Source organism: Microbacterium sp. TPD7012, assembly GCF_003075395.1.
Lineage (GTDB): Bacteria > Actinomycetota > Actinomycetes > Actinomycetales > Microbacteriaceae > Microbacterium.
Genome location: NZ_QDFV01000010.1, coordinates 38818 through 57514, shown reverse-complemented (window position 1 = coordinate 57514; position 18697 = coordinate 38818). Strand labels below are relative to the sequence as shown.

Genomic DNA, 18697 nt, shown 5'->3' with positions numbered 1-18697 from the left:
GCTGTTCTGAGGCACAGGGGAACAACTCCTTGGAGTCAGGAATGTGGCGTACGAGAAACGCGCGCCGATCGGATTCGCCGGGCAGCTGCGGTGACGCCAAGCGCTATCAGGATACCAGGGACTGTGAGGGCGATGAGCGGCAGGGTACCGTAGCGCAGCGAATCAGCGCTGGGAAGCAGCGGTGAGCCCGCCTCGGTCGGCGCGTCGGCATCCGGGAGCGGCTCGACGGCGACCGGAGTGATCGTCGGCTCGGGCTGCGGCTCGGTGTCGGCGCGCCGGAAGAAGTGGATCCATTCGGCGAGATCCCCCATGGGATTCTCGTCCACCGGGGCGATGTCGGCGGAGATCGCCGCCGCCGCATCGACGAGCCCGAAGCCGTACAGCGGATCCCTCGGCTTCACGGCGTCGGCGACGGGCATCGCGGTCTTGATGATCCGGTTGATGACGTCGATCGCCTTGATGTCGGGATGCGCCGAGCGGATCAGCGCCGCGACGCCGGCCACGATCGGGGCGGCACCGCTGGTGCCCCTCCAGGAGACGACCTCGCCGTTCGCGGAGACGCCCAGCAGACCTTCGCTGGGAGCGGAGATGCCGATCGTGATCCCCTGCGTGGAGGCCTCGACGCTGGCCGTACCGGTCTGATCGACGCCGCCGACGGTCAGGACGCCGGGGATCGTGGCCGGCGCACCGATGATGTCGGTGCCGCTCCCCCGGTTGCCCGCGGCGACCACGACGACGACATCGTGCTCGAAGGCGTAGAGGAACGCGTCGTCCCAGCTCTCATCCCAGTCGAGCGTGTTCGTGGTGAACGACAGGTTGATGACGTCGGCGCCGTTGTCGACGGCCCAACGCATCGCCTTGGCGACCTGCTCGGTGAACGGCACGGCCGCCGCCGCACCGAACCCCACGGAGATGGACAGGAGGTTCGCCTCGGGGGCGACGCCGATCATGCCGGTGCCGTCGGGGGATCCGCGGCCGGCGGCCAGCGACGCCACCCAGGATCCGTGGTTCCCGTCGACCGCTCCGACCGGCGTGCGGCCGTCGGGGGTGCCGGTCCCGGAGACGTCGGTCCCGCCGATCACGGCGTCGCCGAACGTCTGCGGAACCTTGCCGATGCCCGTGTCGATCACCGCGATCGTGACGCCGGCGCCCCTGGTCGTCTTCCAGGCCTCGCGGATCTTGGCCCCGTCGAGCCAGTACTCCGACGCGCGCACCGGATCGGTGGGGTTGTCGGGGATCGGCGGAGGCGTCGCCGTCGCGCCGAGGAGCAGGACGGATGCCGCCACGACCGCGAGGGCCGTGACGCTGCGCAGCATCCGTCGCGGGCTCACGCCGACCGCGCCGCCTCGTCGCGGGTTGCCGCACCGGGGTCCTCGCAGCGGCACACCGACGGCGACCAGGAGGATCGTTCGAGTGCGATGTCACCGATCGGATTCACGCCCGGCCCTGCCGCGAGCGCATGCCCCGCGAGGGCGTGCAGGCACTTGACGCGGGTGGGCATGCCGCCCGCCGAGATGCCGTCGATCTCCGGCACGTCGCCGAACCGCCCGCGATCGGCCAGATACGCCTCGTGTGCGGCGAGATAGCCGGCTGCGACCGCCTCGTCGTCGGCGAGGAGAGCCGCGAGCTCCGGCATCACCTGCGTGGCCTCGAGGGTCGACATCGCCGCCGTCGCGGACGGGTGGGTCAGGTAGTAGAAGGTCGGGAACGGCGTTCCTTCGGGCAGCCGCGGTGTCGTGGCGACGACCGTCGGATTGCCGCAGGCGCATCGCGCCGCGATGCCGACCACACCGCGTGCAGGGCGGCCGAGCTGCGCCGAGACGACGGCGAGCTCGGCGGGCGTGGGGGCGGGGAAAGGCGGCGTGGTCACCCCACCAGCGTAGGGGAGCCGCCAGGGAGGATGCTCGGAGCGAACACTCAGGGAGCGACGGCCGCGGTGTCGCTGAGCCCCGTCGAGACGAGGGTGCGCAGCAGCTGCGGCATCCAGTCCGCCGGCTTCTCCTCGAGAGTGTCGCTGATCGGATCCTGCTCCCGCGGAAGCGCGGAAGGGTCGAGGTCGTTGTCGATCAGGTACACGACCTCCCCCGGCTTCACGTAGTACAGGCGCTCGCGGGCCTGGGTCGTGATGTAGGCGGGATCGCTCCAGCGCTCGCGCTCCGCGATGAGATCCGCGATCTCGTCCTCGCTGACCTTCACGGAGGCCTCGAGCGCCGCGATCTTCTGCCGCTGATCGATGAACGTGCCGAGTGTCGGCACGAGCACCCACGCTCCCAGCACGACGAGGGACAGCATGATGACGGAGAAGGCGGAGAGACGGATGCCGGAAGCCCACTCGCGGACATCGACACCCTGCGTGCTCCCCTTGGCGCGCTTCCGCCGCGGCGCAGACGCCGCTCGAGCGTCGGCCTTGGCGCGCCCCTTCTTGGGCGTCGACGGCGGGGACGCCGGAGCCTTCGGAGACGCCGAAGGAGGAGCCGGTCGTCGTACCACGGCTCCTCCTCCGGTCACCGCTCAGGCGGTGTGAATCTGACTTCTTTCTGAGCGCGGGCCGGGCTCAGCCCTGGTAGCGAGGGAAGGCCGAACGCCCGGCGAACACAGCGGCGTCGCCCAGCTCCTCCTCGATGCGCAGAAGCTGATTGTACTTCGCGACGCGCTCGCTGCGGGCAGGCGCACCCGCCTTGATCTGACCCGCGTTCGTCGCGACGACGAGGTCGGCGATCGTGGTGTCCTCGGTCTCGCCCGAGCGGTGCGAGAGCATCGCCGTGTAGCCCGAGCGCTGCGCCAGGCTGACCGCGTCGAACGTCTCGGTGAGCGTGCCGATCTGGTTGACCTTCACGAGCAGCGAGTTCGCGACGCCGCGCTTGATGCCGTCGGCGAGGCGCTGCGGGTTGGTGACGAACAGGTCGTCGCCCACGAGCTGGACCTTGGTGCCGAGCGCATCGGTGAGGTGCTTCCAGTTGTCCCAGTCGTCCTCGGCGAGAGCATCCTCGATCGTGACGATCGGGAAGTCGTTGACCAGACCGACGTAGTACTCGGTCAGCGCGGCGGCGTCCCAGTCCTTGTTGTCGAGACGGTAGACGCCGTCCTTGAAGAACTCGGTGGCGGCGACGTCGAGGCCGAGGGCGATGTCGGAGCCGGGCGTGAAGCCCGCCTTCTCGATCGCCTTGACCAGGAAGTCGAGGCCCTCGCGGTTGCTGGGCAGGTCGGGGGCGAAGCCGCCCTCGTCGCCGAGGCCCGTGGCGTAGCCGGCGGCCTTCAGCTCGGCCCGGAGCACGTGGTAGGTCTCGACACCCCACCGGAGCGCCTCGGAGTAGGTCTCGGCGCCGATCGGTGCGAGGAAGAACTCCTGCATGTCGATGCCGTTGTCGGCGTGCTCGCCGCCGTTGATGACGTTGAACAGCGGAACGGGCAGCACGTGCGCGTTCGGGCCGCCGAGGTAGCGGAAGAGGGGAAGGTCGGCGGAGTCCGCCGCGGCCTTCGAGACCGCGAGGCTGACGCCGAGGATGGCGTTGGCGCCGACGCGCTTCTTGTTCTCGGTGCCGTCGACCTCGATGAGGATCTCGTCGACGATGCGCTGTTCGCTCGCCTCGACGCCTTCGATGGCCGGGCCCAGCTCGTCGATGATGGCCTCGACGGCCTTGAGCACGCCCTTGCCGCCATAGCGGCTCTTGTCTCCGTCGCGCAGCTCGTACGCCTCGAACGCACCGGTGGATGCACCGGAGGGGACGGCGGCCCGCTGGACGATGCCATCGTCGAGGAGCACCTCCACCTCGACGGTCGGGTTTCCGCGCGAGTCGAGAATCTCGCGTGCGCCTACAGCCTCGATCAGTGCCACTGATGTGCTCCTTGCTCAGAGAAAACGTTGTGTGGAGCGTCGTCGGTCCGCGCTCAGTCTAGCCCGGCCCTTCGACGAGCTCAGGGACCCGTCAGACGACCAGCGCGAGCGCGACGCCGTCCCAGCCCTTCGCGCCGACCGTCTGCAGAGCCGTCGCGTCGAACCGCGGGTCGTCGCCCAGCATCCGCAGCCCGTCGCGGGTGCCGATCACCTTGGAGTCCGTCGAATCGTCGCGCACGATCTCGCCCTCGCGCCCGATGTTGTCGAGCACGATCACCGTCCCCGGATGGCCGAGCTTCGCCGCCCAGTCGAGGTAGACGGTGTTGGACTCCTTGTCGGCGTCGATGAACACCAGGTCGAATCCGGCGATGAGAGTCGGCAGCACGTCGGCGCCGCGTCCGACGCGGATGTCGACGCGATCGCCCACGCCGGCTGCGTCGATGCTGGCTCGTGCGACGGCGGCGTTGTCCGCCTCTGCCTCGATCGTCACGACCCTCCCCTCCGGGCCGACAGCGCGGGCCAGCCAGATCGTGGAGTACCCGCCGAGCGTGCCGATCTCGAGCACCCGCCTCGCGCCGCTGATGCGGACGAGGAGGTCGAGCAGCTTGCCGGCCACCGGAGCCACCTCGATCTCGGGAAGGCCGGCTGCGCGCTGCGCCTCGAGCGCCGCCTCGAGCGCCGGGTCGTGTCCGACCAGGGTGTCGGCGAGGAAGGCGTCGGCCTGCGTCCATGCTGCGGGGGTGGATTCCATGCCCTCAGCCAACCGTCGGCCCGGCGACGAGTCAAGAGCGTGGAGCGGAGAGCAGCCTTCCCGGTGCGCCGGCGAGTTCCGGCTGCCGCCGGAACTGCCCGGTGGCCGCGAGGACCCCGATCACGACGGCGAGGACTATCCAGCCGGCGACCCCGAGCGGTCCGGCCAGGCCCAGGTCGGGCTTCGCAGCGGCGAAGAGGACGATGAGCCCGCCGGCGGCGTTGAGCGAACCGTGCGCGAGGACCGCCGGCCAGACCGACGCCGAGCGCAGTCGCAGCCAGCCGAGCAGGATGCCCCAGGCGACACAGCCGCCGATCATCAGGAGCACCCCGCTCAGGTCGGTGCGGCCGAAGTTGTAGCCGAGGAGGATGACCGGGCTGTGCCAGACGCCCCAGATCGCGCCGCTGAGAAGCAGCGTCGGCCACGTGCCGAGCGGACGGAGGGCGGGGACCAGCCATCCCCGCCAGCCGAGCTCCTCGCCGAACGCGGGGATCGCGTTGAGGAGCGCCGCCAGCGGGATCATCGCGATCTGTGCGAACACGACCACCTCGACCGGTGGCATCGGCGCGCCCGCAGGAAGAGCCTTCTGCAGCTCCGCGGCGAAGGCGGCGAACGTGAGATCGAGCCGGACGAAGCCGAGGGCGGCGGACACGAGGATGCTCAGCCCGACCAGCAGCGGCGGCACCAGCCAGGCGGCGACCATCAGCCAGACGATGCGCTTCGCCGGACGCAGCGGCCACAGACCCAGGAACCGCGCGCGCTCCCCGCGCGCCGGGGTGCGCAGCGCGAAGGTGACGACGAGCGCCGCGATGGCAGGCGTCAGCATCATCACCGGCAGCAGTGCGGCGGCCAGGGGCTCCGCCAGGCCGTCGCCGAGCCACAGAGGCAGCGCGACCAGCCAGGCGAGACCGCAGGCGAGCACAGTGAAGACGATGACGGCACCCCAGGGCACCCGTCGCGTCTCGAGCGGCGTGGAGTCGTTCATGAGGTCGCCTTTCCCTGGTCGGTCCGGGTCGCGCCGCGCAGACGTGCACGGTCCACGTAGGCCTGGAGCAGCGCCGCGGCCTCCTCGGCGCCGTCGATCGTCACGAGGAACGGTCGTCGGCCGCGACGCGCGACCTCGATCGCGGGTCCGCGGCGGATCACGATGCCGGTCCGCCCGTCCAGGGCGATGCGCCACCCCCACCCGCCGAACTCCCCGAACGGCGAGACATCGACCGCGCGCGCGGACTCGACCTCGTCGAGCGGGATCTCGATGCGGGGCCAGCCGATCAGCGCCCTGGCGGCGAATCCCTCGGGCGTCACGCGCACACGGAACGCGGTGGTGGCCACCATCGCGAAGGCGACGACGAGCACGACGACCGCGACGACCCACCCGCCCTGCACCCCAGTACCGAGCATGAAGGCGGCGAGCGCGGCGAGCGAGAGCAGGAGCAGCAGGAGGACGGCGACCGCGGCGCGCGGCATCGAGGTCGTGGCCAGCCAGACGACGCGCTCCCCCTCGGCGATGCGCACGATCTGACGTGATTCGAGCGTGGGACCCGACTCGGGGCCGACCCGGGGCTGCACCGCCCAGGCGACGGCACCGACGGCCGCGAGCGCGGCGAACGATCCGAGCATCACGAGGCCGATGCCCGGCACGTCGGCCTCGGGCGCGAGATCGCGCTGCATCGCGAGCGAGCCGAGGCTCATGGCGGTGGCGAAGGCGGCGAGGCCCGCGGCGAGTGCGCCCATGAGCCGTGCGGCGCCGCCCCAGTGCGCACCCACCGCGGCGAACGTCGTGATCGCCATGAGAACGGGGAGCACCAGACCGACCCCGAGCAGGATCCAGAGGTAGGTGGATGCCGGGGCGAACCCGTCGGCGCCGCTGACACCCCAGTGGACGGCGACCTGGTCAGGCATCGACGGCAGCCAGGCGACGATCACCGCGACGCCGATGGCCGAGATCACGACGGGCACGACGACCGCGACGAGGAAGAAGGTGAGACGCGCTCTGCGCAGCGGCGCCGGCGGTATGCGGGTCAGGTCGTGTGCGGTCATGGCGAGACCTCCTCGGGGTTCCTGGGGGCGTTCTTCTCGGATCGTGGATCGCGATGCGCGTGCACGATGCCGGCGAGCGTCTCGGCGGAGACGCCGAGGGCACCGGCCCGGCGCACGAGCGCGTCGATCTCCTGCGCGAGCTCGGCCAGCGGCGCCGCCGACCCCGCGATCACCGCTCCCCTGCCGCGACGGAGGTCGACGAGTCCCTCGTCGCGCAGCCGCTGATAAGCGTGGAGAACGGTGTGCTGATTGATGTCGAGGGCTTCGGCGACGTCGCGCGCCGCGGGCAGCCGGTCTCCCGGAACGAGAGCACCGGCGAGGATGTCGGAGCGGACGGACGCCGCGACCTGGTCGTACAGCGGTCGAGAGCTGTCGGTGTCCACTCGGATCAGCATCGGAGTCCTCTCTTTCAAATCGCTACTTATTCTAAGTGAACTAGAACAACTGTGGCAACCCTCCAGTCGTCTTGGACGGTGTGGCGCGCATCCGGGACACTGGCGCCATGCGCATCACTCCCCGCCGTCTGGCGATCGGCATGAGTCTCTGGATCCCGAACCTCTTCAGCGGCATCCGCATCCGCCGGTTCAGCGAGGACTGGACCCACGCGACCGTCGAGCTCCACGTGAACGTCTTCACCCGCAACTACGTCAAGACGGCGTTCGGCGGCTCGATGTCGGCGATGACCGACCCCTACTTCTTCATGCTGGTTATGCATCAGCTCGGGCGCGATCACGTCGTGTGGGACACGCGCGGCGAGATCGAGTTCCTCAAGCCGGGGCGCGGCGTGCTCACCGCCGAGTTCGAGGTCTCGAAGGAGAAGGCCGACGAGATCCGCGAGCGCGCCCGCGGCGGAGCGAAGGTGCTCGAGTGGTTCGAGACCGTGATCACCGACCGTGACGGAGACATCGTCGCGAAGGTGCGCCGGGAGGTCTACATCCGCGAGAAGAAGCGGGTCACCGCCGCACGCGGCTGACTCGACCCCTGTCGTTCACCTGGGCGTGCGACGATGTCGGCATGCTCCTCGCCCGCCGACTGACGCTCGGAGACGCCGTCGCGATCGGCCTGGGCTCCATGATCGGAGCCGGCGTGTTCGCGGTGTGGGCTCCCGCGATGGGCGTGGCCGGCAGCGGCATCCTCATCGCTCTCGCGATCGCCGCCGTCGTGGCGTTCTGCAACGCCACCTCGTCGGCCCAGCTGGCCGCGGTGCATCCCGTCGCCGGAGGCACCTACGCCTACGCCCGTGCGGAGATCGGCCCCTGGTGGGGATTCATCGCCGGGTGGAGCTTCGTGATCGGCAAGATCGCGAGCTGCGCGGCGATGGCCATGACGTTCGCCGCGTACGCCGCCCCCGAGGGCTGGCAGACGCCGGTCGCCGTGGTCGCGGTGGCGGCCCTCGCCACGGTGAACTGCTTCGGAGTGACCCGCACCGCCCTGCTGACGCGGATCCTCGTGGCGTGCTCGCTGCTCGGTCTCGCCGTCACGGTCGCCGTCGGGTTCGGGTCCGCCGCCGCGGCATCGCCTCCTCCGCTCCCCGACGCCTCCGCGTACGGGGTGCTGCAGGGCGCCGGGCTGCTGTTCTTCGCGTTCGCCGGCTATGCGCGGATCGCGACCATGGGCGAGGAGGTCGTCGATCCCGCGCGCACGATCCCCCGCGCGATCGTGCTCGCCCTCGGCGGCGCGGTCGTCGTCTACGCCCTGGTGGGCCTCGCGGTCATCCTCGTGCTCGGGGGCGACGCCGCCTCGTCGACCGCCCCGCTGGCCGATCTCCTCGTCGCCGCCGGATGGCCCGCGCTCGCACCGCTCATCCGGGTGGCCGCCGCCGCGGCCTCCCTCGGCGCGCTGCTCGCCCTGCTCACGGGCATCGGACGCACGACCCTCGCGATGGCCCGCGAGAGCGACGTGCCGCGGTTCCTGGCGAAGGTCGACGAGCGTCGTCAGGTGCCGCAGCGCGCAGAGATCGTGATCGCCGCGATCGTCATCGGCATCGTGCTCGTCGCGGATCTCCGCGACGCGATCGGCTTCTCCTCGTTCGGGGTGCTGCTGTACTACCTGATCGCCAATGCGGCGGCCTTCCGGCAGACCGGACCCGCGCGCCGCTATCCGCGCGTGCTGCAGGTCATCGGGGCGCTCGGCTGCCTCGTGCTCGTGAACAGCCTGCCGGTCATCGCCTCACTCGTCGGGACGGCGGTCGTCGTCTGCGGCGTCGGGTACCGGATGCTGCGCCTGCGCCTCGCCCGCCGCTGAGTCGACGGCGGACGCGGAGCGGTACATCCGCGGAGCGATCCCGAGCACGGACTGGAAGTCCCGCGTCAGGTGCGCGTGATCGGCGTACCCGAGTTCGGCGGCGATCCTCGCGAGATCGGTCGCCGGCTCGTCGCGGACCAGCTGGGCCGCCTCCTGCAGACGCCGCCGACGGATCATCGCGGCGGGCGACAGACCCACGTGCCGGTGCGTCATCCGCTGCAGCGTGCGCACCGACACCGCCAGTCGCATGGCCGCCTCCTCGGGCGTGAGCGCGGCGTCCTCCCCCATCAGTGCGTCGGACAGGGCGTTCGCCTGACGTGCGGCCTCGCCGGGTCGGCCGATCCGCTCGCCGAGCCACCGCGAGAACGACGCGACCGCGCGCTCCCTGTGCCCCTCGCCCGACTCCATGGCCGCGGTCACGGCATCGAGCAGTCCCGGCGCGTCGACCCGTGCCTCGGTGTCGATGAGCGCAGCCGGCTCCTCGACGAGAGCGGGCACCGCGGCGGGGCGCAGCAGAGCCCCCACGGCCCAGCCGCGTCCGCGCAGGTCGCGGTGCGACACGCGGGTCGTCGCGCCCGACAGCGAGACCCCCTCCGGCTCGACCACGAGGTTGAGCGCGGGATACGAGACGACCTCCTGCCGGGACGAGCGCCCCGGGGCGATGTCCCACTCGGGGATCCAGAACCACGCGACGAGGTCTGCCGCATCGGCCGGTGCCGGCAGCCGATGGAACTCCGGCAGGCGCGCCGGGTACAGGATGCCGCGGGTCGGATTCACCATGGGCCCAGCGTAGGGTCCGGCCCCGACACCGCGGAGGACCGAGGTTGGCGCAGATCTTCAAGCCGCCGGCATCCTGCCCCTCGTACCGTGAGGACATGACTGATGAGACCCCCACCACCGGCGCGAACGGCACCTACACGACAGACGGACGACCGAACAGCGCGACGTCGCTCACGCCCTTCCTCGCGATCCCGGGAGCGAAGCAGGCGATCGAGTTCTACCGGGACGTCTTCGGCGCGCGCGTCGTCGACGTGACCGAGTTCGGCGGCGTCGTCGCCCACGCCGACCTCGACTTCGGGCTCGGGCTCCTCCAGCTCGGCGAGCCGAGCCCCGACTACCACCTCGTCCCCTCGCCCGAGGGCGACGACGACTGCTATTCGATGGGCCTGTACGTGCCCGACGTCGACGCGGTGGTCGAGAAGGCCGTCGCCGCGGGAGCGACCGTGCGCGAAGCTCCCGCGCCGTTCGTGTCGGGCGACCGTTTCGCCAGCATCCGCGATCCGTTCGGCGTGCGCTGGTCGGTGATGACCCGGGTCGAGGACATCTCCGACGAGGAGAGCAGCCGGCGCGTGGCCGAATGGGCCGAGTCGTTCACCTCGGCGCCGACGGACGCCGCGAGCTGACGGCGACCTCGGCAGCGCGGCACACGGCAGGGAGCAGCGCCTCCGCCGTGCGCCGGTAGCCTAGAGCGCTCGGGTGGAAGCGGTCGAGGCTGAACATCGCCTCCGGCTCGTCGAAGAACATCGGCCCGACCGCGCGACGCAGGTCGACGGGTTCGGCGCCCGCGTGCCGCGCCGTCTCCGCCTGGATGTCGGCGAGGCGGCGCGACATGCTGGAGGCCAGGCGCCGGAGCGGCTGCGGCACCGGGCGCAGCGCGCCGAGGTCGGGACACGTGCCGACGACGATCTCGGCACCCGCCTCGCGCAGCCGTCGGATCGACTCGTGCAGGTGCTGGGCCGAGAGCGAAGGCGGAAGGCGATGCGTGACGTCGTTCCCGCCCACGACGATCACGGCGACGCGCGGACGGTAGTCGGCGGACAGCCCGTCGAGCTGCGCCGGAAGATCCGGGGACTCCGAGCCCACGACCGCCGCGGTGTGCAGGCGCACGGGACGGCGCATCCGTCGTGCCAGTCCCTTCGCGAGCCGCCCGCCGAGCGTCTCCTTGCGCCGTTCCGCGCCGAGCCCGGCCGCGATCGAGTCGCCGAGGATCAGCAGGTCGATCGGGTCGCCGTCGAGCGACCGGCGCCAGACGCGATCGGCATCCAGCGACTCCTCGCCCAGCGGCTTCCCGATCCGCTCCCTGGCGAGCGCCGCCTGCCGGGTGAGGACGAGACGGATGCCGACGAGGACGGCCGCGACCGCGAGGCCGGCGACAAGACCCCGGAGCACCAGGACGCGGATACGGCTCACGCCACGATTCGACACGACGGTCGTGAACGCGGAATGAACTCCGCCCGACATCCGTGCCTTCTCCGGACAGTCGGGTCGGGTCAGCGGCTCAGGACAGGGGCTTGAGCTCCAGCTCGCCGCTGCCCGCCGACACCGTCGCGAACGCGGTGTAGCCGTCGGCGGCCGAGCGCTCGAGCAGCGCCCTGAGGTTCTTGGTGCGACGCTCGAGACGAACCCGTGCACCGCCCGCGATGAGACGGGCCTTGTGCGCGACGAGCTCGCCGACGGGAACGTCGGCGTCGTGGATGAGCACGACGGCTTCCGCCGCGGCATCCGGTTCCGCCGTCACGAGGTCGACCAGGCGTTCGAACCCGAGCGAGAACCCGACGGCGGGAACCTGCTGGCCGAGGAAGCGGCCGATCATGCCGTCATAGCGTCCGCCGCCGCCGAGCGAATATCCGACCGAGGGGTGCGCGAGCTCGAAGATCGTGCCCGTGTAGTAGCCCATCCCCCGCACGAGGAACGGGTCGAAGACGAGCGGGATCTCTGACACCTGGGTCCCTGAGCCCGTCGAAGGGCCTGTCGAAGCACGCCCGGCAGCCACGGCGTCGCCGATGCCGACCAGGTGCGCGACGATCTCGTCCGGTGCACCGTCGGGCAGCGCCTTGCGGATCTGCCGCTCACCGTAGGGGTTGTACTCCATGGTCTGCGGACGCCGCAGGAACTCCTCGAACGCGTCGACGGGTTCCGTGCTGCTCCCCTGGCGGAGTGCTCGCTCGCGGAGCTCGGCCCCGACGCCCTCCGGACCGATCTTGTCGAGCTTGTCGATCGTGATCAGCACACCCGGCCGCTCGTCGGCCGTGAAGCCGAAGCTGTCGAGCATCCAGTCCAGCACGCGCCGGTCGTTGATCCGTACCGTGGCGCCCTCGAGTCCGAGGGCGTCGACGGCGTCGAGCGAGGCGACCATGAGCTCGGCCTCGGCGCGCGAGGAGTCATCGCCGATGATGTCGATGTCGCACTGCACGAACTGGCGGTAGCGGCCCTTCTGCGGACGCTCGGCTCGCCAGACGGGTCCGATCTGGATCGAGCGGAACACCCCGGGCAGCTGTCCGCGGTTGCTCGCGTAGAACCGGGCGAGCGGCACGGTGAGGTCGTAGCGCAGCCCGAGATCGGACAGCTCGGCCGGATCCTCCGCCGCCGCGCGGATGGCTTCGACGTCGAGACCCCGCCGCAGGATGTTGAACGACAGCTTCTCGTTGTCGCCGCCGATGCCGGCGTGCAGGCGGTCGTAGTCCTCGACGACCGGCGTCTCGATCTCGTCGAATCCATGCGCGAGGTAGCGGTCGCGGATGACGGAGAGCACGCGCTCACGGCGCGCCTTGTCGGCGGGGAGGATGTCGCGCATGCCGCGCGGCGGGTTCACAGTAGCCACGGTCCCATCTTCCCAGGTCCGTCGCCGCGACCGCGCCCGGTCGGTCTCAGGCGCGCGCCTCGGCCGTGCGCACCTCGTCCTCGAGCGTCCGCAGCCGCTCGCGCAGGGCGCGCTCGGCATCCCATCCCTCGGCACGCGCGGTCGCCACCAGCGCGAGGAGCGCGTCTCCGAGCTCGGCCTCGGATGCCGGAGCGGCGGCATCGGCCCGTGGCACGATCCCCGCCCCGGCGGCCCGCCCGACGAGCTTCTGCGCGAGCGCGAGCGCCGGCATCCCCCGGGGCACGCCGTCGAGCACGCTCGTCCTGGTGCGCTTCTCCGCGGCCTTCGCCGCATTCCAGTGCACGAGCACCTCTTCCGGCGTCGTGGCCACCTCACCGGCGAAGACGTGCGGATGCCGGCGCACCATCTTCTCGGTCAGCGTCTCCGCCACGTCGTCGATGTCGAAGGGGTCGTCCGGATCCTGCGCGGCGATCGCCGCGTGGAACAGCACCTGCCAGAGCAGGTCGCCGAGTTCCTCGCGCAGATCGGCGCGAGTGCCGTTCTCGACCGCGTCGATGACCTCGTGCGACTCCTCGATCAGGTACGGGACCAGGTCGCGGTGGGTGATGCGCTGCGACCACACGCAGCGCTCGCGCACCTGGCGCATGGTCTCGGCCGCGGCGCGCAGCGGGTCGTCCACGTTCGCGCGGGGTTCGGGGCCAGTGCTCACGCTTCCTCCTTCGATGCCTTCGGATGCGCTCCGGCCGGTGTCGCTCACGACGACGCGGCCGCGACCCGACGGTACCAGCGCGCCCGCAGCGACACGATGATGCCCGAGAGCACGAGGGCGATCAGCGAGCCGACGAGCACGCCGAGGATCGCCTGGTCGCGGATGCCGCCGTCGTCGGCGAACGCCAGGTTGGCGAGCAGCAGCGAGACCGTGAAGCCGATGCCGCCCAGAGCACCCGCCGCCAGGATGTCCCCGAACGGCAGGGCCGGCGGCGCGCCCTTCGGCCGGATACGCATCGCGATCCATCCGAACAGCGCGATGCCGAGGATCTTGCCCACAGGGAGCGCGACGACGATGGCCCAGAAAGCCGGCGACAGCTGCGCGGGCGAGAGGGCGGGAATCACCACGAAGGCCGCGACGAACGCGAACACCGGCAGGATCACACCGTTCACGGTCGGCTCGAGCGCGTGCCGTGTGCGTCCGGCGGGCACGGGCGACATGACCAGTCCGAGCATCACGCCGGCGATCGTGGCGTGGATGCCGGAGGACGCGACCAGCCCCCAGGTCACGACCCCGACGATGACCATGGCCACCGCGATCAGCGCATGTCCGTGTTCGTGGAGCAGGCGGCTGAGCACCCAGAACGCCGCGACGCCGACGACCGCGAGCCCGAGCAGCAGCCACTGCACGTCGTGGGCGAACAGGACCGCGATGAAGATGATGCCGATGATGTCGTCGAGGATCGCGAGCGCGAGCAGGAAGACGCGCACGCTCGACGGCAGGCCGCGACCGAACATCGCCAGGACGCCGAGGGCGAAGGCGATGTCGGTGGCGGTCGGGATGGGCCACCCCGTCGCCGTGTCGCCGCTGCCGGCGATCAGCAGGTACACCGCGATCGGCACGAGCACGCCGCCGGCGGCGGCGATCGCGGGCTGCACCGCCTTGCGCGGGGAATCCAGCTCGCCGTGGGTCAGCTCGTGCCGCAGCTCGATCGCCACGACGAGGAAGAAGACGGCGAGCAGCCCGTCGGACACCCAGTGCGCGACCGACAGGTCGAGCCCCGTACCGGGCACGGCGATGTGGAAGTCGAGGACGGCGGCGAGCGCATCGTGTGACGGGAGGTTCGCCAGAAGAAGGCCGAGCCCGGCCGCGACGAGCAGGAGGACGGCGGGGAACTGCTGGCCGCGGAGAGGGTTCGCTGAGATGCGCATCCCCTCCATCGTAGGTCGCGGGGTGAGAGCGTCCTCGGGCGTCATGCGTTCAAGACACCCCGACCGACGGGGATACTCTCGAAGGGTGACCCCCGCACAGAGCTTTCCCGAGCCCACGAACACCGAGGCCATCCGCGTGATCGGCCGCTTCGAAGCCGGCCAGGGCATCCCGGATGCCATGCGCTCCGACGTCAGGATGCTGGGCGGCCTGCTCGGTCAGGTGCTGCGCGAAGCCGGCGGCGACGACCTCTTCGAAGACGTCGAGCGTCTGCGCCTCGCGACGATCCAGGCGTACGAGGAGGAGAACTCCGACGCCTTCGAGCGGGCAGCGGCGATCGCCGAGTCCTTCACCGTCGCACGCGCCGATGAGGTCGCCCGCGCCTTCACCTGCTACTTCCACCTGGTGAACCTCGCCGAGGAGCATCAGCGCGTGCGGGTGCTGCGCGAGCGCGCCGGCCAGCCCGGCCCGTCGACAGGCTCAGGCACCCAGTCCGCCGACACCGTCGCCACCGCCTACGCGCGTCTGCGGAGCGAGGTCGGCGACGACGAGGCACGCCGCCGCCTGGACGGGCTGCGCTTCCACCCCGTCTTCACGGCGCACCCGACCGAGGCCCGCCGCCGCGCCGTGTCGTCCAGCATCCGCCGCCTCTCCGAGCTGCTCACGCAGCACGACGCGGCGAGCGAGGGCGGCGCCGAGCAGCACCGCGCCCGTCGCCGGATGCTGGAGGAGATCGACACGCTCTGGCGCACCGCGCCGCTGCGTTCGCAGAAGCCATCGCCGACCGACGAGGTGCGCACGGTCATGGGCGTGTTCGACGAGACCCTCTTCACGACCGTGCCTCACGTGTACCGCCGCATCGACGACGCGCTGCGCGGCGAGGAGTCCGGCTCCAGCGCACCCGTCGTCCCGGCCTTCGTCCGCATCGGATCCTGGGTCGGCGGCGACCGCGACGGGAACCCGTTCGTGACGGCATCCGTCACCCGCGAGGCATCGCAGATCGCCGCGGACCACGTGCTCCGCGGACTGGAGCGCGCCCTCGATCGCATCGGCCGCACTCTCACGCTCGCCGCGGACGACACGCCGCCGAGCGCCGCCGTCACGGCGCTCTGGGAGGCCTTCGCCGCCGCCGAGCCCGACGTCGCCGCCGAACTGGCCGCGCGCTCCCCCGAGGAGCCGCACCGCCGGGTGCTGCTCGTGCTCGCGCGCCGGGTCGCGGCGACCCGTCGCGGAGACGGCGAGCACGGATACGCCCGTCCCGAGGAGCTGCTCGCCGACCTGCGCACGGTGCAGAACTCTCTCGCGGACGCCGGTGCCAGGCGCCACGCGTTCGGCGGGGTGCAGCACCTGATCTGGCAGGTCGAGACCTACGGCTTCCACCTCACCGAGCTCGAGGTCCGGCAGCACTCGCAGGTGCACGCGAAGGCGCTGGCCGAGCTCGAGGCGGGCGAGGCGATCAGCGCGCAGACCGAGGAGGTCCTCGAGCTCTTCCGCGTGATCGCCGAGATCCAGCGTGACCGGGGCGTCCGGGCTGCCGGCCGCTACGTGGTGTCTTTCACGCAGGCCGCATCCGATCTCGCGAACGTGCACCGCCTCGCCCGGCATGCGCTCGGCGATAATGTGCCGGTGCTCGACGTCGTGCCGTTGTTCGAGACTTTCGCCGACCTGCAGGCCGCGCCGGAGATCCTCGCCGAGGCGGTGACCTTCCCGGAGTTCCGCGCGCGCATGGCCGAGACCGGCAACCGCCTCGAGGTCATGCTCGGCTACTCGGACTCGTCGAAGGACGTCGGCCCGGTCGCCGCGAACCTCGCCCTCTACGAGGCGCAGGAGAAGATCGCCCGGTGGGCGCAGGAGTCGGGCATCGAGCTCACCCTCTTCCATGGTCGTGGCGGCGCGCTCGGCCGCGGCGGCGGACCCGCGAACTCCGCGATCCTCGCGCAGCCGCCGCACTCCGTCGACGGCCGGTTCAAGCTCACGGAGCAGGGCGAGGTCATCTTCGCGCGCTACGGCGAGCCTGCGATCGCCATGCGGCACATCGACCAGGTCGCCGCGGCGACCCTGCTCGCCTCCTCCCCCTCGGAGGAGAAGCGCACGAGCAGCGCGGCGGCCCGCTACGCCGAAGTCGCGTCGATCATGGATGCGACCTCGCGCGAGCGGTTCTTCTCGCTCGTCAAGGCCGAGGGCTTCGCTCCCTGGTTCGCGACCGTCACGCCGCTGGAGGAGATCGGCCTGCTGGCCCTGGGCTCGCGGCCCGCACGGCGCGGCCTCTCCGTCGAATCGCTCGAAGACCTCCGGGCGATCCCGTGGGTCTTCGCGTGGACGCAGGCGCGCATCAACCTCGCCGGATGGTTCGGCCTGGGCACGGCGCTGGAGGCCGTGGGAGACGTGGAGCTGCTCACCGAGGCGTACCGGGACTGGCCGCTGCTGCGCACCATGATCGACAACGTCGCGATGAGCCTGGCGAAGACCGACGAGCGGATCGCCCGTCAGTACCTCGCACTCGGGGACCGCGACGACCTCGCCGCCCTCGTGCTCGACGAGCTCGCGCTCACCCGTCAGTGGGTGATCCGTCTCACCGGAGGCGAGGGCCTCCTCGAGAACAAGCCCGTGCTGCAGCGCGCCGTCCAGCTGCGGAGCCCCTACGTCGACGCGCTCTCGCTGCTGCAGCTCCGTGCGCTCCGGGCGCTCCGCTCGGCCGCCGAGCAGGCGGAGGGCTCGGGAGCGGATGCCGAGCAGCAGCGACTGCTCCTGCTCTCGGTCAGCGGCGTCGCGGCGGGCCTGCAGAACACCGGGTGATCCTCGGCCGAGGCGGCGTGAGAGTTCTCACATCCGAGGCACCGCTAGAGTGAAATATCGGTCGTATCCGGCCGTTCCCCTCTCACGCGACACGATCGCCTGCGCCCTCATCCCCCACCAGAAAGCCCACCTCGCGTGACCTCTCCGTCTTCCGTCGACTTCCACCCGCTCTCCGCCGCCGTGCAGCCCGTCTTCGACACGGTGCTGTCGCGGAGCCCGCACGAGCCCGAGTTCCACCAGGCCGTGCACGAGGTGCTGAACTCGATCTCGCCGGTGCTGGAGCAGCATCCGGAATACGTCGACGGCGGCATCCTGGAGCGCCTGGTCGAGCCGGAGCGTCAGATCCTGTTCCGCGTGCCGTGGGTCGACGACGCCGGCCGGCTGCAGGTCAACCGCGGCTACCGCATCCAGTTCTCCTCGGTGCTCGGGCCCTACAAGGGCGGCCTGCGCTTCCACCCCTCGGTGAACCTCTCGATCATCAAGTTCCTCGGGTTCGAGCAGATCTTCAAGAACGCGCTCACCGGTCAGGGCATCGGCGGCGGCAAGGGCGGGTCGGACTTCGACCCGCACGGCAGGTCGGATGCCGAGGTCATGCGGTTCTGCCAGTCGTTCATGAACGAGCTCTACCGTCACCTGGGCGAGCACACCGACGTCCCGGCCGGCGACATCGGCGTGGGCGGCCGCGAGATCGGCTACCTGTTCGGCCAGTACCGCAAGGTCACCAACCGCCACGAGTCCGGCATGTTCACCGGCAAGGGCACCGGCTGGGGCGGCGCCGAGGTGCGCACCGAGGCCACGGGCTACGGCGCCGTGTTCTTCGCCCAGGAGATGCTCGCCGTGCACGACGACTCCCTCGCGGGCAAGCGCGTCGGGATCTCGGGCTCCGGCAACGTCGCGATCTACGCGATCCAGAAGGCGACCCAGCTCGGCGCGACCCCGGTGACGGCATCCGACTCCTCCGGCTACGTCGTCGACGACGCCGGCATCGACGTCGATCTGCTCCGTCAGCTCAAGGAGGTGGAGCGCGCCCGCATCGTCGAGTACGCGAACCGCCGTCCGAGTGCGCGCTTCGTCGAGGGCGGCAGCGTCTGGCAGGTGCCGGTCGACATCGCGGTGCCGTCGGCCACGCAGAACGAGGTGAGCCTGGCGGACGCCGAGGCGCTGATCGCGAACGGCGTGCGCGCGGTCTCCGAGGGCGCGAACATGCCCTGCGAGCCGGCGGCGGTCGACGCGTTCCAGAACGCCGGGGTGCTGTTCGCGCCTGGCAAGGCCGCGAACGCCGGCGGTGTCGCGACCTCGGCGCTGGAGATGAGCCAGAACGCCTCGCGCCAGCGCTGGACCTTCCACGACAGCGAGAACAAGCTGCGCGAGATCATGGGCGACATCCACCGCGCGGCCTTCGACGCGGCCGAGCGTCACGGCCGGCCGGGCGACTACGTGGCGGGCGCCAACATCGCCGGCTTCGAGCGCGTCGCCGCCGCGATGCTGGCGCAGGGCGTCATCTGATCACCG

18 protein-coding genes are annotated in these 18697 nt (G+C 71.2%); 5 read left to right on the top strand and 13 right to left on the bottom strand.

Features of this window, described 5'->3' with window-relative positions:
- Positions 1 to 35: 35 nt before the first annotated feature.
- The 8 genes from DC434_RS19195 to DC434_RS19160 form a co-directional block, all read right to left on the bottom strand.
- A complete protein-coding gene (locus tag DC434_RS19195; RefSeq protein ID WP_341945878.1) occupies positions 36 to 1331 on the bottom strand; it encodes a S8 family serine peptidase in 1296 nt (431 codons plus the stop codon).
- Positions 1328 to 1870 (bottom strand): DUF501 domain-containing protein, encoded by a 543-nt coding sequence (locus DC434_RS19190; RefSeq protein WP_116636921.1) that lies wholly within the window; start codon positions 1868 to 1870, stop codon positions 1328 to 1330. Before DC434_RS19190 ends, DC434_RS19195 begins: the two co-directional genes overlap by 4 nt.
- Positions 1871 to 1917: 47 nt before the next feature.
- Positions 1918 to 2490 carry a septum formation initiator family protein gene (locus DC434_RS19185; protein WP_243409020.1) on the bottom strand — a complete coding sequence of 191 codons (573 nt, stop codon included), beginning with the start codon at positions 2488 to 2490 and terminating at the stop codon, positions 1918 to 1920.
- A 64-nt stretch (positions 2491 to 2554) separates the two neighbouring features.
- The gene (eno, locus tag DC434_RS19180) at positions 2555 to 3835 is read right to left on the bottom strand and encodes a phosphopyruvate hydratase (protein WP_116636920.1); all 1281 of its coding nucleotides are present in this window, start codon (positions 3833 to 3835) and stop codon (positions 2555 to 2557) included.
- 91 nt (positions 3836 to 3926) lie between these two features.
- Positions 3927 to 4586, bottom strand: a complete 660-nt coding sequence (locus DC434_RS19175) for an O-methyltransferase (RefSeq protein ID WP_116636919.1) — start codon at positions 4584 to 4586, stop codon at positions 3927 to 3929.
- A gap of 31 nt (positions 4587 to 4617) precedes the next feature.
- Positions 4618 to 5571 carry a type II CAAX endopeptidase family protein gene (locus DC434_RS19170; protein ID WP_116636918.1) on the bottom strand — a complete coding sequence of 318 codons (954 nt, stop codon included), beginning with the start codon at positions 5569 to 5571 and terminating at the stop codon, positions 4618 to 4620.
- Complete coding sequence (locus DC434_RS19165) at positions 5568 to 6626, bottom strand: DUF1648 domain-containing protein (protein ID WP_116636917.1); 1059 nt, start codon at positions 6624 to 6626, stop codon at positions 5568 to 5570. The genes DC434_RS19170 and DC434_RS19165 overlap by 4 nt, the downstream gene beginning before the upstream one ends.
- Positions 6623 to 7021: a GntR family transcriptional regulator gene (locus DC434_RS19160; RefSeq protein ID WP_116636916.1), complete on the bottom strand. Its 399-nt coding sequence runs from the start codon at positions 7019 to 7021 to the stop codon at positions 6623 to 6625. Before DC434_RS19160 ends, DC434_RS19165 begins: the two co-directional genes overlap by 4 nt.
- Positions 7022 to 7128: 107 nt before the next feature.
- Here DC434_RS19160 and DC434_RS19155 point away from each other — a divergent pair, with 107 nt between their 5' ends.
- Positions 7129 to 7599: a DUF4442 domain-containing protein gene (locus tag DC434_RS19155; RefSeq protein ID WP_116636915.1), complete on the top strand. Its 471-nt coding sequence runs from the start codon at positions 7129 to 7131 to the stop codon at positions 7597 to 7599.
- A gap of 41 nt (positions 7600 to 7640) precedes the next feature.
- A complete protein-coding gene (locus DC434_RS19150) occupies positions 7641 to 8870 on the top strand; it encodes an amino acid permease (RefSeq protein ID WP_116636914.1) in 1230 nt (409 codons plus the stop codon).
- Here the strand turns inward: DC434_RS19150 and DC434_RS19145 are convergent.
- Complete coding sequence (locus DC434_RS19145) at positions 8796 to 9650, bottom strand: helix-turn-helix domain-containing protein (protein ID WP_116636913.1); 855 nt, start codon at positions 9648 to 9650, stop codon at positions 8796 to 8798. The genes DC434_RS19150 and DC434_RS19145 overlap by 75 nt on opposite strands.
- A gap of 95 nt (positions 9651 to 9745) precedes the next feature.
- Here DC434_RS19145 and DC434_RS19140 point away from each other — a divergent pair, with 95 nt between their 5' ends.
- A complete protein-coding gene (locus DC434_RS19140) occupies positions 9746 to 10273 on the top strand; it encodes a VOC family protein (RefSeq protein ID WP_116636945.1) in 528 nt (175 codons plus the stop codon).
- Here the strand turns inward: DC434_RS19140 and DC434_RS19135 are convergent.
- The 4 genes from DC434_RS19135 to nhaA form a co-directional block, all read right to left on the bottom strand.
- Positions 10242 to 11060: an SGNH/GDSL hydrolase family protein gene (locus DC434_RS19135; RefSeq protein ID WP_243409019.1), complete on the bottom strand. Its 819-nt coding sequence runs from the start codon at positions 11058 to 11060 to the stop codon at positions 10242 to 10244. The two genes, DC434_RS19140 and DC434_RS19135, sit on opposite strands and share 32 nt — an antisense overlap.
- Positions 11061 to 11148: 88 nt before the next feature.
- Positions 11149 to 12444: an ATP phosphoribosyltransferase regulatory subunit gene (locus DC434_RS19130; RefSeq protein ID WP_243409021.1), complete on the bottom strand. Its 1296-nt coding sequence runs from the start codon at positions 12442 to 12444 to the stop codon at positions 11149 to 11151.
- Between the two features lie 73 nt (positions 12445 to 12517).
- Positions 12518 to 13117: a MazG family protein gene (locus DC434_RS19125; RefSeq protein WP_116636944.1), complete on the bottom strand. Its 600-nt coding sequence runs from the start codon at positions 13115 to 13117 to the stop codon at positions 12518 to 12520.
- A 107-nt stretch (positions 13118 to 13224) separates the two neighbouring features.
- Positions 13225 to 14391 (bottom strand): Na+/H+ antiporter NhaA, encoded by a 1167-nt coding sequence (gene nhaA, locus DC434_RS19120; RefSeq protein ID WP_116636910.1) that lies wholly within the window; start codon positions 14389 to 14391, stop codon positions 13225 to 13227.
- Positions 14392 to 14476: 85 nt separating this feature from the next.
- Between nhaA and DC434_RS19115 the strand changes: the two genes are divergently transcribed.
- Both DC434_RS19115 and gdhA read left to right on the top strand, forming a co-directional pair.
- Entirely contained in the window at positions 14477 to 17185 is a 2709-nt protein-coding gene (locus DC434_RS19115) for a phosphoenolpyruvate carboxylase (protein WP_116636909.1), read from the top strand.
- Positions 17186 to 17320: 135 nt separating this feature from the next.
- Positions 17321 to 18691 carry an NADP-specific glutamate dehydrogenase gene (gdhA, locus tag DC434_RS19110; protein WP_116636908.1) on the top strand — a complete coding sequence of 457 codons (1371 nt, stop codon included), beginning with the start codon at positions 17321 to 17323 and terminating at the stop codon, positions 18689 to 18691.
- The last annotated feature ends 6 nt before the right edge of the window (positions 18692 to 18697 follow it).

Coding starts and splice junctions, on each gene's coding strand:
- DC434_RS19175 (WP_116636919.1), bottom strand. CDS start 4,586: ATGGAATCCACCCCCGCAGCATGGACGCAGGCCGACGCCTTCCTCGCC.
- DC434_RS19170 (WP_116636918.1), bottom strand. CDS start 5,571: ATGAACGACTCCACGCCGCTCGAGACGCGACGGGTGCCCTGGGGTGCC.
- DC434_RS19165 (WP_116636917.1), bottom strand. CDS start 6,626: ATGACCGCACACGACCTGACCCGCATACCGCCGGCGCCGCTGCGCAGA.
- DC434_RS19160 (WP_116636916.1), bottom strand. CDS start 7,021: ATGCTGATCCGAGTGGACACCGACAGCTCTCGACCGCTGTACGACCAG.
- DC434_RS19155 (WP_116636915.1), top strand. CDS start 7,129: ATGCGCATCACTCCCCGCCGTCTGGCGATCGGCATGAGTCTCTGGATC.
- DC434_RS19150 (WP_116636914.1), top strand. CDS start 7,641: ATGCTCCTCGCCCGCCGACTGACGCTCGGAGACGCCGTCGCGATCGGC.
- DC434_RS19145 (WP_116636913.1), bottom strand. CDS start 9,650: ATGGTGAATCCGACCCGCGGCATCCTGTACCCGGCGCGCCTGCCGGAG.
- DC434_RS19140 (WP_116636945.1), top strand. CDS start 9,746: ATGACTGATGAGACCCCCACCACCGGCGCGAACGGCACCTACACGACA.
- DC434_RS19130 (WP_243409021.1), bottom strand. CDS start 12,444: ATGCGCGACATCCTCCCCGCCGACAAGGCGCGCCGTGAGCGCGTGCTC.
- DC434_RS19125 (WP_116636944.1), bottom strand. CDS start 13,117: ATGCGCCAGGTGCGCGAGCGCTGCGTGTGGTCGCAGCGCATCACCCAC.
- nhaA (WP_116636910.1), bottom strand. CDS start 14,391: ATGCGCATCTCAGCGAACCCTCTCCGCGGCCAGCAGTTCCCCGCCGTC.